This is a genomic window from Vibrio sp. 2092 (genome assembly GCF_033339635.1).
In the GTDB taxonomy this organism is placed as follows: domain Bacteria; phylum Pseudomonadota; class Gammaproteobacteria; order Enterobacterales; family Vibrionaceae; genus Vibrio; species Vibrio alginolyticus.
Window position 1 is genome coordinate 203,760 of sequence record NZ_JAWOUY010000004.1, and the last position, 13,308, is coordinate 217,067.

Sequence of the window (13,308 nt, forward strand, 5' to 3'; positions counted from 1 at the left end):
GTGTAAGCACAAAGATACGAGATAAAAATCACACAAAGATCCTAAGGAAAAGTATTAACTACATCTCAGATCACATTCTTGCTATCATGATCCAAGACTTAGCGAGGTATTATGAAACCCAAATACATAGACATTGCGGAACGATTAGAAAAAAAGATCAAAGATGGGGAACTACAACCTAAATCGATGCTTCCAAAAGAGAGTGATTTGCAAGAAGAGTTTTCCGTAAGCCGCGTAACCATCAGAAAAAGCTTACAAATTCTGGTCGACAATAATTTAATTAGTCGGACAAGAGGTAGTGGAACTTATGTAAACGATCTAAAAGCCCAACATGATGCCTTACATTTGCTGGGTTTTATCGAGGAAGTCAGTAAACAGGGGAAAACGCCTAGCTCTCAAGTCATAAAGTTCGAACTTAAAAAGCCGAATGAGCAGGTTGCTAAGCAGTTAAATCTCTCGCCCAATGATGATACATATGAAATACATAGACTCAGATGTATTAATGATGAGCCTGAAATTTACGAAGTCACTCATATGCCAGCAATGTTATTTCCAGACTTGAGCATAGCCATAATGAATGGTTCTAAATATGAGTACATTGAAAATAGCAAAGGATTGAAAATTGCGAAAAGCAGTCAGTCTGTCAAACCGTATTTGTTAGATACAGAGACGGCCTCATACCTGAATGAATCAGAAGCTTCCCCTATTCTAAAAGTTGAGTCCACTGGTTACCTAGAAGATGGTCGTGCATTTGAATATACCGTCAATTACTTCCGACTTCATCAATACAGCTTCGAGTTTATTTCAACTAGGACGTAGTACTATTCGACGCTAATGGTTAATCATTGCGCCAAATCTTATATCCGACCTCTCGCATTGCTCTGCCGAGCAGGTGGGAGGCGACTGGCGCAGTGAGAACGATAAACAACATCGTACCGATAACCCGAGAGATCACGGTAACTTCAGGGAGTGAGAAAGCGACCGCTAATAACAAGCAGCTCACTCCGACAGTTCCAGCTTTGGTCGCTGCATGCATTCGGGTATACAAATCAGGAAGCCTCAGGACACCTAGACTTGCAACCAAGGTCAACAATGTTCCTAAGCATAAAAATAGTCCAATCAACACGTCCATTATTCTTTCTCCTTTCTTTTAACGATCAAACGTGCAAATGCGATCGTGCCGAGAAATGCGACCAAACCTAATGTAATGGCGATGTCTAACAGAGCGTCCTCACCGCTGTCTAAGGTGTAAACCGTAATAAATCCGATAGTGATAAATGAAATCAGATCTAACGCCACAACTCGATCAGCTAGCGTTGGTCCTAGAATTAAACGAGCAAAAGCCATAACAAAGCTGAGTAGTAGCCCAGAATAGGCAAAAGTGACCGTTATTTGCAGCCAACTATCCACGCGTCACCTCCAAAATTCGATGCTCTAACCCATCTTTAATTCCGCGAATAACCTCTTCATGTTCAGGTGCAAACATGGCATGAACGATAAGATACTTTTTATCAGCCGTAACATCCAAACTAAGCGTACCCGGTGTTAAAGAAACCATGTTCGCCAGTAATGTGATTTCTAGGTCAGAATCGACCTCCAGAGGGACATAAACGATATCAGGCTGACTCAAATGAGTAGGTGTCACGACGTCCCACACCACTTTCGCAACCGATATAACCATTTCATAAGCGAAGTACACCAATAACTTCAATGCAGATGCAAAACGTTGAAAATAGCTCGTTTTCAATCCAAATGGTTGACTCAACCTTAAAGCAAAAAAGCCGACCGTAAATCCGACAACAAAATTCAGACTCGAATAGCTGCCATTAAGCATCATCCACGCTAACGCTAAGAAAAAATTGAGGAATAGATAGATCATGCATTTCCTCCTAACACCACTCTGATGTATTCAGTCGGATTTAACAGTTGTTCTGCAGCTTGAACGGAAAATTGATAAAAAGGCTCCGCCACTAAGCCAATGATTAGCGTCAACGTTGTCAATACAATAATTGGAACGCAGTACAACCAATGTACTTTGGCCTGCAGAGTCTGTTCTGGCTTCTCTCTAAATGGCTTTTTCCAAAATGCCTCACTCCAAATTTTCGTCATCGAGTAGACAGTAAGCAACCCCACCAATAACGCGGTACCTGCTAACCAGTAATACTCAGCCTGTATGCTCGACTTGATGACCAATAGCTTTCCCCAGAAACCCGATAGCGGTGGGAAACCGGCCAGAGAAAACGCAGGGACAAGAAACAAGAACGCTAACCAAGGCATAGCTTTGTATACCCCACCCAAATGTTCAAGTTGACTAGAGCCATATTTGCGCTCGATGAATCCACCTATTAAGAACAAATTCGCTTTTACAATGATGTGATGAACAATGTAGAAAATGGCACCGGCTAAAGCTAAGGGAGTGTAAATAGCCAACCCCATGATCATATAGCCTATTTGGCTAATAATATGAAAAGAAAGAATTTTCTTAATGTCGAATTGGCTAGCCGCTCCTAAAACGCCCGTTAACATGGTTAGCCCTGCGACCCAAATTAACGTCGGTTGCCAACCACTCTCGGCGAGCGGAAATACCAAGGTAAAGACTCTTATCAACGCGTATACACCGACTTTAGTAAGCAACGCGGCAAACAGTGCCACCACACCGCTTGGTAACGTGTGATAAGAAGCTGGCAACCAAGCAAATAAAGGAAAGAGTGCCGCTTTAATAGAAAAGGCAAACAAAAATAGCGCGGACAGCATCATGTTGATGCTCAATTCATTTTCCCCTACTTTGGTGTAGAGATCGGCCAAGTTCAAGGTGCCCGTTGCGCCATACAATAAACCGATAGCAAGCAAAAATACCAGCGTCGAAATCAGGTTCAACATCACGTACTTTACTGCACCATCAACTTGAGTTTTCGTTGCATCTAACACCATTAAACCAAATGATGAAATGAGCATGACCTCAAACCAAACATACAGATTAAAAATATCTCCAGTCAGGAAAGCACCATAAACGCCAGCAAGCAACACGTGCATTAACGCATGGTAATTGCTATAGGAGGGCTTTCGGTGAAGGTCCGCCATCGCGTAGAAAACACATATCGCACCAATCACCGCCGTTATCATCACCATAGCAACGCTGAGGTAATCTGCGACAAACACGATACCAAATGGCGCACTCCACTGACCAAAAGCAACGGCTTGAATACCATTACTTATGATGTTTTCTGTGAGAAAGCCCGCAACGAAAAGGTTCGAAATCGCACTTACACCGCTCAACCACTCAACACTTTTTGTTGAGCGACGGACGAAGAAGATAGTCAACGCCGTACTCAGCGAGAGAACAACCGGTAACGTAAGCAAAATCGAACTCATTGACCCTCCTCAGAACGTTGCATTTCATCGACGTTTGCAGTTCCAGTGTCTTTATAAGCTCGATAGAACAGCATTAAAGCAAAAATAAGTAGTCCAAAACCGATGACTATCGCAGTTAAGATAAGCGCTTGAGGTAAAGGATTTGCCGCGCTATCTGGTGGTAAAAGAGCATTATCGCCAATCAATGGCGGCTCTCCGGGCGTCAGCCTTCCAGCGGTAAAAATAGCAAGGTTAACCGCACTACTGAGTAACATGATGCCGAACAAAAGGCGCAAGATATGCTTTTCAAGCATTAAATAAACACCTGCTGCGACAAATACTCCAACGACAACACTCCAGACTATTTCCATCACTCTAGCTCCTCATTAATACGAAGCAGCATACCCATCACGCCACCTATAACGGCAAGGTAAACACCAACATCAAAAACCAATGGCGTCCCTAGTGGTATCACGTCTTTCCACCACAGTCCGGTCAAAAACGGTTTATCAAACGCAAAGCTCAAAGCACCAGAAACTAAGCTCAATGTGATGCCAGATAACGCAATGAGAAACGGTTTGAAATACAACCTAGAACGAACGTATTTCGGTGATTCCGCGAACATGAGAAGTGATAAACCAATAACGGCAATCAACGCACCAATAAAGCCACCACCCGGTTCGTTATGACCACGTAACAACAGATACACTGAAAATACGAGCATGAGTGCCGAAACGATGTGTGCCGTGGTTGCAAAAATTAATGATTGGATACGATTTTGCTTTTTCGCTCTTGTCTTAAGCAAGCTCACTGCCGCAATCCCAGCAATAACAACGACGACAACTTCTCCCAATGTATCAAATGCGCGAAAGTCGACCAGAATAACGTTAACAATGTTTCGCCCATGTCCACCCGGGACACTGTTTTCTGCAAAGAAATCTGACACCGAAGAGTCCATCGGCTGAGACGTGATTCCTAACAAAAGTAAAGTAACCGAAACTCCTATCACACCTGCTATGCAAATATTCGCTACTTTACGTCTTATTGAATGCTTGGGCACGGTGGTTAGACGTGGCATATGACGCATTAACAATGCAAGAAAGACCACCATTAATGTTTCCACTAACAGTAAAGTCTTCGCAACGTCCGGGGCGCTATAAATCATAAAAACAAGCGTGGTCATGAAGCCAATCATACCAAGCGCAGAAATCGCAAGAAGTCTTGCGTGGGACAACGTACATACGAGCGCAGCACCAATCAACAATAAGGCAATACCAATCTCATAGAAAGTGACACTTGAAAGTTCGCCAACCAAAGGCAGAGGAATAAGCGCTACCTGACTCAGTAACGCAACGGCAAGTACCGTGAAAAATAATAGGACATAGCGACTCAATTTCTTTTGCTGTAACCGCGCCGTTTGCCACTTCGCCACTGTCATCATGCCATCTAATAGTCGTTCAAAAATATTCTCCGCTTTGGGGACGAATAGATGTAACCGCTGAAAAAATGCAGACACAGTAGGATAAACACGGTACACCACATACCCCAACGCTAGCGTAATAACGCTTAACACTAACGGTACATTCACGCCATGCCATAGTGATGTCTCTTTAAGAGTTGCTGTGGGCAGAATGTCAGCAGAGCCCGGAAAAATAATATTGCGATCTAACCAATTCAAACCGAATAACGGAACTAGGAGGCTGCCAACTGCCAAGAGCAAAGGCGAGATCCACATGGCTTTTTTTGTCTCAACTGGCTTAGTTTCAATCGGCACGAGATCACGGCGAGCAAAGAATGGTCTCGCAATAAGCATAATGGTTAGCGCGACCATCAGTATATTCACGATTAAAAGTACAAAGGCGATCCTGTTATTGAGCTCTACTGCGGATTTGTACATGTATTCTTTGCTCAAAAAGCCTAACAACGGCGGGAACCCCGCTTTAGACAATGCAGCCAAACTCCCCGCAACCATGCTGATGACGAGAACTGACTTCAGACCGTACAATTGATCAATATCTCGTGTTCCTGTCGCTTTGTCGATATTACCCACCACCATAAACAGCGCAGCTTTATAGAAAGAGTGAGCGAGAATAAACATCAATACCGCACTAACGGCCAAATCTGTGCCCATACCTAGTAATAATGTTAATTTACCCAAAGCAACATTCGTGCTGTAGGCTAGCATCAGCTTCAAGTCAGTTTGTTTTAATGCGACAAATGTGCACCAAATGGCCGTGATACTCCCAGTGATGACTAAAGCATAAAACCAGATCTCGCTGTGGGCATAAACTGGCGATAAACGTGCTAATAGGTAAATGCCTGCCTTTACCATTGTTGCCGAGTGTAAATACGCACTGACCGGAGTGGGAGCTGCCATCGCGTTAGGTAGCCAAAAATGAAACGGGAATTGCGCAGATTTAGTAAATGCACCGAGTAGTATGAGCACTAGAGATGGGATAAACCATTCATGCTGCGCAATAGTGTCTGCCTGCTCGATAATGGTATTTAGCTCATAACTCCCAGCCATTGCTCCCAGCAAGATAAGACCAGCTAGCAACGCTAGTCCACCAGCACCGGTAACAATCAGCGACTGCAAGGCGTTTTTCCGAGACGTTTTATTTTCGTGATTAAACCCGATCAGTAAGTAAGAAGTGATGGTGGTGAGTTCCCAGAAAACAAATAACAACAGAATGTTATCGCTCATCACAATCCCTAGCATGGCAAGCATGAATAGGGTTAGATACAAATGAAAGGAAAACCGGCTATCACTTTCTCGTAAATAAGCCAAAGCGTAGATTTGAATCAGTGCGCCAATCCCACTGATCAGTCCCGCAAAAAGAAATGAAAGACCATCTAATCTAAAGCTAAGGTTGATATCGAGGCTTGGTATCCATTCCGCATTCCAGCTCACGCCTGCAGGAGTATAGATATAGAAGAGAAAAGAGAAGATTAAAACTGGCAGCGCAGGGAAAATCAGTAAGACCAACTGATTATCTAGGTTTTTCGGTAGGTTTTCTTTACCCGTTATGTTATTCAACATCGCAGCCCATTCGTTATTATAAGAAGATACGCCCTATCCGGCGCAAATGACAAACTCCACTGTATTGTTTTAGCCCAAGCGCTTCAAAAACGATCATGAAACCAAGGGAAAAGTAGCAAACAGTAATCACTGAGTGCTACTTAGAGGAACGCCGATACAAACCGCTATTTGCTGTCTGCTACGGCATAAGAACGTAGGTCACTACTTACGTGTTCTTGGCTGAATGTATATGGATTATCGTCATCAGCTAACTCGAATGCATCGTAGGTGCAGTCACCGATATCATTTCTCGGACAAACATAAACATTCGAACGTTCTATCATTTCTGTGTGGCATTTCGGGCATAGGTTTTTCATGTCACTCTCCTCTGATAACTTATTGATACATTGATAATTCCATGTTCTAGAGATCCATCTCCCTCCTTTACCTAAAACATCACTTAAACCCAACTTTGTTACACCCCAATTACTGAATCGGTGAGACAAAACCATCGGGCTTAAGAGCGACCAAACTACAGTTAATCGATTGCAAAATATTTTCAGCCGTATTACCAATGACATAGCCAGATATACCAGTTCTCGCTAAGGTTCCCATTACCAGCACGTCTACCTCAATACTCTCTACGTAATCTGGAATCTTTTCGTCGGGTTTTCCATGCAGGTGGTGAATCACAATTTCACCTGTAATCCCAGACTCCTCCAACAGCTGTTGCAGAGCTTGTTTATGATCGGCTTTTGCCTTATCGAGTTCATGTTTCAACTCAGCATCATCGACTTGAATCCAAGCGTTACCATTAAGGTAGTTTTCTAAGTAATACTCCCAGCAAGAAATCACGTGTAAACGACTATCGCAGGTGTCGGCTATCGAACGCGATAATTCGAGTAAACGCACGGCTAATGAGTGCTGTTCATCGCTTGCCGTTAATGGGTCGATAGCCACAGCAACACGGCGTTTATCTCTTGGCTTATCAATTGGTCGGTGCAACCAAAGCGGACAAGGGCATTTTCGTAACAGAGTCATATCAATAGCTTTGAAACCCTCAGCACCTTCACCGAGCGGTTCAGCTTCTTTGATGATGAGATCTTTGTTATCAGCTAATGCTTCTTGAATAATACAGACAGCGGGCTTTTCACTGCTTTTCACAGTAAGAGGAAATGCGAGATCCTCTTCAGAGAGTCCCAGCTTCTGTCTGTATTCGTGAATACTTTGTTTGAGGGAGTCTTGCAGCGATTGCTCATAACTTTGCTGATACTGGATCATGTCTGTTGGGAAATCAGGACACGCTATTAGCCCTGAGACAGGCACTTTGTTGCTAGATGCAATCCTCATCGCTTGTTCGAGGGCGTCACTATGGCCTGGCAATCCTTGTGTTGCAAAAAGTATGTTTGCGAATCGTTTCATACACACCTCCTTGTTTGGTTAAATATTAACCACCCACAAAGTATAATACCTAACGGATAATTGTAACGGCTTGTGACGTTGATGAAATCAATTCTCATTAAGAGACGGATATTGCTTCATTTTGTTTTACGTCACACTCTCCTTTCTTCACAACTATCGCCTTCGACCTAAATAAATTCCGCTACCTAAAATTGAGACCAAATAAAAACCCAAATTACTCAAAGTTTTTTCTCACCTTGAGTAACTTGGGTATAAGCAATAACACACTTAGTGTCCGGATTTAAATGGATGACCTAAATTTTCACGCAACTTAGTTTAAAGATGCAATCTCAATCACGAATCGATATGCAAAGTTTTACGGCTTTAGTGACCTAAAATCGCCGTAACTCAATGTTAAGGTTGTTGTTTTGTCGGTGCCAAAGCAATTTCACGAACACATACACCTTGCGGTTGCTGATAAGCAAACAGCACTGCTCGTGCAATGTCGTCTGCTGCCAACACGCCGCCCATATCCACCTTCCAAGCGTCATAGCCATCTTTAATATCTTGAGACGTTGTATGTGAAAGTAATTCCGTTTCCACTGCACCAGGTGCAATCGTCGTAACGCGAACATTCGATGACGCAACTTCTTCACGTACGTTTTCAGAAATAGCATGAACCGCAAATTTGGTACCGCAATAAGCAGCATGATCAGGGAATGTTTTCTTGCCCGCGATAGAGCTGATGTTAATGATCGTACCACTGTTACGTGCTTTCATAGGTGCTAGGACGGACTGCATGCCATTGAGCAAACCAATTACGTTCACATCAAACATGCGCTTCCACTCCGATGCTTCCTGAGTATCTATCTGACCGAGAAGCATAACGCCTGCGTTATTTACAAGTGCATCTACCGGACCATACAACGCTTCAGCTTTCTCAATTGCAGCCTCAAAAGAAGCTTTGTCGGTCACATCTACCTTTTCACAAAGCGTATTTGGTAAGTTTAATGCTTCCAAACGTTCTACACGTCTTGCTAACAAAAGAAGAGCATGGCCCTGTTCACTGAAGTGACGTGCAATCGCTTCACCAATGCCTGAACTAGCGCCTGTAATAACAATTAACTTTTTCATTTTGAATCCTTAATCGAACGGTTTACATCAGTGGCGGTAAGTTTAAGAAAACTTTGTTTGTTGATATATACCGACCTAGTTGAAACACTGTTGTTATACTGCAACAATACTTTTTTGAATTATGAAGAAGTCATCATGCAAACACACATCAACCTTGCGGATATTCGCTCTTTCGTCCTAATCGCTCAACTAGGAAACTTCACGAAAGCAGCAGAGCAACTTGGCGTTTCTCGCTCACACGTTTCACGTCAAATAACAAATCTGGAGCAACAGATTGGTGTCACTTTGCTACAAAGGACCACTCGAACACTGAACCTCACCGAAGCAGGCAAGGTTCTGTATAAACAGTGTGAAACTGCCCTTCACAATATTGATCAAGCTGTTATGGCAGTGGTTGATGATGTAGAAGACTTAAGAGGTGACATTCGTATCAACTGTGTGGGGGGCTATTTAGGAGAAGACGTTGTCGCAGATATCGTTGCTCAGTTTCTAATCCAACACCCACAAGTGAGCATTAACTTAGATTTTAGCAGCCATCGTGTCGATTTAATCGCAGATGAATTCGATATCGCTTTTCGAATGGGAAAGTTAGACGACTCCAACTTTATCGCTCGCAAACTGATCGATGTGGAAATGGGGACATACGCAAGCCCAAACTATTTAGAAACATATGGCTATCCTTCGCATCCAAAGGACTTAGAAAAACACGTTTGTTTGACAGGTAGTGTGACACGGTGGGCATTTGAGAACACGAATACAAAGCAGTCAACGGAACACCAGATACGTGGACAGTTACGATGTAAGAGTGGCAGAGTAATGATAAAAGCAGCCTTGGCGGGAAATGGCATCATCCGTGTGCCAGCACTTTATTGTCAACAAGAACTCCAGACAGGCAAGCTAAAAGAAGTGTTTACCAATTGGAGCATTCCGAGTGTGGAATTTTCACTCCTTTATCATCACGACCGACATCAACCAAAACGCATCCGAGCCTTTGTTGATTTTACCACGCAATACTTTCGCAAACTGCAGAGTAAAGACAAGTAACCTGCACGTTGGTACCTGTCTATGTATGCTTTATAGGCTGAGCCTGTGAACCTGGGGGTTGTTCTAGAAAGAGTGTGAGCATTTTGACTCTTAAGGCTTGGTTTTCATAAACGTCAGAGGTGTTTGTCCAGTTTGCTTTTTGAAAAATGCAATAAATGCACTGTCTGACGAAAACTCCAGCCAATCGGCAACTGCGCTGACTGGCATGCCCGTTGATAACAATTCAACTGCTTTTAAAAGCCTCCACTGTTGCCGCCAATCTTGATAATTCATACCCGTTTCCGACTTAAATAATCGTGTTACCGTCTTGGTGCTTGCCCCAACTTTGCTTGCAAGAGTAGTAAGCGAAGGAGCTAGAAATGAAGGTTCAACCAACTCTCGACGAAACGTTGTTAAGCGCCGATGCGATGGCAAAGGCAACTGAAACGAATAACGTTTCGCAGCATAAAACTCCTCCCAAAAAAGCGCCGTCGTATTTACCATCTCGCTGCTAGGCTTATCCCACTCCCAAAATGACATTTTATCAATAAGAGCTTGGAGTAAATTATTCACTTCTATCATCGCGATCTTACTCGGACAGGCAAACTCCTCACAATCAAAATACAAAGATCGATACGCCACCACATTCGTCATTAGTGCACGATGCGGCGTATTAGGTGGGATCCAAACCGCCTTTGTCGGTGGCAAAATACAAATCGAGTCTTCCAGAGCAAAACTCATACAACCTTGAGGTGCGTACAATAACTGCCCTTTCTTGTGCATATGCATACCTGAGTCGTGCTTGCCAATATCCGCAGCAATTCCCACTACATAATTAGTAATCTTGTCTGCATCAAATTGTGTTTTTTCGTTAATAAGCGCCATTTTGTCCGAATATTGATGTATTTGGTTTTTATGTTGTTATTAGATCAATCATAGCCTCATTTATACTGCCCGCCAACTTCATTAACGATGGGTAACAATATGAATACTAAGCCCTCTTTATGGCTCATGCTGGTTATGTTGATGTTTCCGCAAATTGTAGAAACCATCTATAGCCCAGCGTTGAGCTCAATCGCTCTATCATTTGATGTAAACCACGCACAAGCAGCCCAAACATTGTCGATTTACTTCCTAGCTTTTGCCATTGGCGTTGTAGTTTGGGGAGTTCTCGCAGATAAACTGGGAAGAAGGCCCACCATGCTTATTGGGCTCTTTATCTATGGTTGCGCATCTTTACTCGCAACTCAAACCGAAAGCTTTGCTGTTGTCATGGCCGCGCGAGCCCTAAGCGCATTTGGTATCGCGGTAGGATCCGTTGTCACACAGACCATGCTTCGTGACGCGTTTGACGGTCAAGAACTGAGTAAAGTCTTCAGCTTAATGGGGATGGGTATATCAATCAGCCCGGTAGTTGGCATGCTATTAGGCGGGCAGCTTACAGCGCTTGGTGGATACCGTTATGTATTTTTTGCCTTGTTTTTAATCGCGTTAGTATTGTTCGCTTATAACGTTATTAAGCTTCCTGAAACACAGAAGGAACAGACACCAGTACGGTTGCATCAACTTAGCTGGAAAATGGTAAGAGACGCGCGAATTTGGCGCTCAGGATTACTGGTTGCTTTGTATAACATTGCTCTATTTTCTTATTACCAGCTTGGCGCATTTACTTTCTCAGCACTTGGGTATAACTCCGAACAATTTGGATACAGTGGCATGGTACTGGGGTTAGGCACTCTGCTTGGGAGTTATTTAAACAAATCCCTAGTGTCCAAAAATGTTCAAAAAAGCCAGCTACTTTGGTTCTCAGCAATATTGATTAGCGTTGGATCAGTCGTTGTGTTGATTCTGAACCAATCAATCTGGTTTGTTGCTCCAATGGTGTTAGTCGTCATGTCTTACGGGATTGCGATACCCAACATACTCAGTGATGCACTCGTTAATTATAAACAACAGGTTGGCAGCGCAGGCGCTTTATTTGGGCTCATGTACTACATCATGATCGGGACGGGATTAGCGATGGCTGGAACAGTACAAAACTTAGGTGTCGTTCTATTATCATGTAGCTGTTTAGCGATTTTATTAGCGTTTTCTAAAAGGCAAGTTCATACCAACTTGTGACCAGATACTACGCATTGCTTGCCTAATCTTCCGAAGATTGGTCTACATCTTTTCTAACGGTTAACTAAAACGTAAATAAAAAGCGCCTGTCGGCGCTTTAATTATCCATAGATCTTATTGCCATGTTGGCTCACCGTACTCTTCACAACGTTGCTTGTCGTAATTTTCAATGCGCCCGCGTTTACCTACAAACTGAACCTGAACAACCATTCCAGCTTCAACATATTCACTGAAATAATCGCAAGAAACACGAAAACTAGTATCGCGTATAACAATTGGTACCCATTCATAGCCGCCACTGCGTGGTAAGTAAGACTTGAAGGTAATGACCCCGTCATCTGAAACGTTGATTTCTTCATCATATTCATTCAACTTATAAAAACGTTGTCCATCAAACTCTGCCTTTGCTTTTTCAATTATTTCCTTCGTTGCTGTCGATTGCATCGGCGTATTTGAGACCAGTTGACACCCAACAACAGATGTCAATACGGACAAAGCCAAAGCGAGTTTAGTTATTTTATTCATTTACCTAACCACTGTATAATTATTCAACACTTACCATTTTAAAAGGAGGGAGACCATACTTTATTTTAAAGAAAATAAAAAGCGCCTTTCGGCGCTTTTTATCTGAACATTTCTTATCCAAACGTCTCGAGTAGATTTTCTAGAAAAGCTAACTTTTTATTACAATGAATTTTATTTAGGCTCTCACCGGAATCTATTGCTATTTAACCCCAAGCTTCAAAGTCGTTAGGCTTTACGTGTTTTATTTTTAATCTAACGTTGGGATCCAGAGCTGTTTCAGTTCCCAATTCACAGTAGTACTCAACAGCATTTTCATCTTCAATCATGTCAACGAAGCTAGCAACGACACTCAACCGTCCACCACCTCTAGTCAATGAAAAGTACGCATTCTTGTTTTCATTTACTTCAAATTTCAAAGGAATGAATTCAGGTTCTTCAAGAGAAATATCTATCCATTTATAGTTATCTAAACTCTTCCCCTTTCGTGGGGCATAAACTGTTTTCAACCCATTTTCGTCAACAACGAAGTACATCGAATTCTCAGCTTGATTAAAGCAAGCTTTCAAACTGCCACCTTTATTTTCTAAATCACACGTAAATATGACAGAATTTTGGTTGCAGCTTGCACTTACAAAATTTGAAAACGACACAATAAATGAAAACCCGACCATCACAATTGATTTATAAATTTCATTGAATTTAAGCATTTCAACTACATTAAAAATAAAAACAAT

General features: G+C 42.6%; 15 protein-coding genes. 3 read left to right on the forward strand and 12 right to left on the reverse strand.

All coding sequences use genetic code 11. The annotated features are described in order from the left end of the window. The first annotated feature begins 111 nt into the window (after positions 1 to 111). Positions 112 to 819, forward strand: coding sequence for a GntR family transcriptional regulator (locus R7P80_RS09585; protein ID WP_047101298.1), 708 nt, complete (start codon positions 112 to 114; stop codon positions 817 to 819). A gap of 19 nt (positions 820 to 838) precedes the next feature. On the opposite strand, the gene mnhG is transcribed toward R7P80_RS09585, so the two are convergent. The 9 genes from mnhG to R7P80_RS09630 all read right to left on the reverse strand — a co-directional run bounded on the left by mnhG (position 839) and on the right by R7P80_RS09630 (position 8,905). After that, a complete protein-coding gene (gene mnhG, locus R7P80_RS09590; RefSeq protein ID WP_005373314.1) occupies positions 839 to 1,132 on the reverse strand; it encodes a monovalent cation/H(+) antiporter subunit G in 294 nt (97 codons plus the stop codon). Next, the gene (locus tag R7P80_RS09595) at positions 1,132 to 1,410 is read right to left on the reverse strand and encodes a cation:proton antiporter (protein ID WP_005373317.1); all 279 of its coding nucleotides are present in this window, start codon (positions 1,408 to 1,410) and stop codon (positions 1,132 to 1,134) included. The genes mnhG and R7P80_RS09595 overlap by 1 nt, the downstream gene beginning before the upstream one ends. Next, on the reverse strand, positions 1,403 to 1,879 hold the full coding sequence (locus R7P80_RS09600; RefSeq protein WP_005373320.1) for a Na+/H+ antiporter subunit E: 477 nt from the start codon (positions 1,877 to 1,879) through the stop codon (positions 1,403 to 1,405). Before R7P80_RS09600 ends, R7P80_RS09595 begins: the two co-directional genes overlap by 8 nt. Continuing rightward, a complete protein-coding gene (locus R7P80_RS09605) occupies positions 1,876 to 3,372 on the reverse strand; it encodes a Na+/H+ antiporter subunit D (RefSeq protein ID WP_053349220.1) in 1,497 nt (498 codons plus the stop codon). Before R7P80_RS09605 ends, R7P80_RS09600 begins: the two co-directional genes overlap by 4 nt. Further along, entirely contained in the window at positions 3,369 to 3,722 is a 354-nt protein-coding gene (locus R7P80_RS09610) for a Na+/H+ antiporter subunit C (protein ID WP_017633704.1), read from the reverse strand. Before R7P80_RS09610 ends, R7P80_RS09605 begins: the two co-directional genes overlap by 4 nt. After that, positions 3,722 to 6,391, reverse strand: coding sequence for a hydrogen gas-evolving membrane-bound hydrogenase subunit E (gene mbhE / locus R7P80_RS09615; protein WP_225491568.1), 2,670 nt, complete (start codon positions 6,389 to 6,391; stop codon positions 3,722 to 3,724). The genes R7P80_RS09610 and mbhE overlap by 1 nt, the downstream gene beginning before the upstream one ends. A 164-nt stretch (positions 6,392 to 6,555) precedes the next feature. Then, positions 6,556 to 6,747 carry a hypothetical protein gene (locus tag R7P80_RS09620; RefSeq protein WP_005373328.1) on the reverse strand — a complete coding sequence of 64 codons (192 nt, stop codon included), beginning with the start codon at positions 6,745 to 6,747 and terminating at the stop codon, positions 6,556 to 6,558. A gap of 109 nt (positions 6,748 to 6,856) precedes the next feature. Then, the gene (locus R7P80_RS09625) at positions 6,857 to 7,792 is read right to left on the reverse strand and encodes a universal stress protein (protein ID WP_005373330.1); all 936 of its coding nucleotides are present in this window, start codon (positions 7,790 to 7,792) and stop codon (positions 6,857 to 6,859) included. 393 nt (positions 7,793 to 8,185) lie between these two features. Further along, on the reverse strand, positions 8,186 to 8,905 hold the full coding sequence (locus R7P80_RS09630) for an SDR family oxidoreductase (RefSeq protein ID WP_005373333.1): 720 nt from the start codon (positions 8,903 to 8,905) through the stop codon (positions 8,186 to 8,188). A 135-nt stretch (positions 8,906 to 9,040) separates the two neighbouring features. Here R7P80_RS09630 and R7P80_RS09635 point away from each other — a divergent pair, with 135 nt between their 5' ends. After that, positions 9,041 to 9,949, forward strand: coding sequence for a LysR family transcriptional regulator (locus R7P80_RS09635; protein WP_005373334.1), 909 nt, complete (start codon positions 9,041 to 9,043; stop codon positions 9,947 to 9,949). A 90-nt stretch (positions 9,950 to 10,039) separates the two neighbouring features. Here the strand turns inward: R7P80_RS09635 and R7P80_RS09640 are convergent, their stop codons facing one another. After that, positions 10,040 to 10,813 carry an AraC family transcriptional regulator gene (locus R7P80_RS09640; RefSeq protein ID WP_017820362.1) on the reverse strand — a complete coding sequence of 258 codons (774 nt, stop codon included), beginning with the start codon at positions 10,811 to 10,813 and terminating at the stop codon, positions 10,040 to 10,042. Between the two features lie 99 nt (positions 10,814 to 10,912). Between R7P80_RS09640 and R7P80_RS09645 the strand changes: the two genes are divergently transcribed. Further along, entirely contained in the window at positions 10,913 to 12,049 is a 1,137-nt protein-coding gene (locus R7P80_RS09645) for a multidrug effflux MFS transporter (RefSeq protein ID WP_225491567.1), read from the forward strand. Positions 12,050 to 12,163: 114 nt separating this feature from the next. Here R7P80_RS09645 and R7P80_RS09650 read toward each other — a convergent pair whose 3' ends face one another. Both R7P80_RS09650 and R7P80_RS09655 read right to left on the reverse strand, forming a co-directional pair. Further along, on the reverse strand, positions 12,164 to 12,574 hold the full coding sequence (locus tag R7P80_RS09650) for a hypothetical protein (RefSeq protein WP_054577796.1): 411 nt from the start codon (positions 12,572 to 12,574) through the stop codon (positions 12,164 to 12,166). A 203-nt stretch (positions 12,575 to 12,777) separates the two neighbouring features. Beyond that, the gene (locus tag R7P80_RS09655; protein WP_225491566.1) at positions 12,778 to 13,281 is read right to left on the reverse strand and encodes a hypothetical protein; all 504 of its coding nucleotides are present in this window, start codon (positions 13,279 to 13,281) and stop codon (positions 12,778 to 12,780) included. Positions 13,282 to 13,308 lie beyond the last annotated feature (27 nt).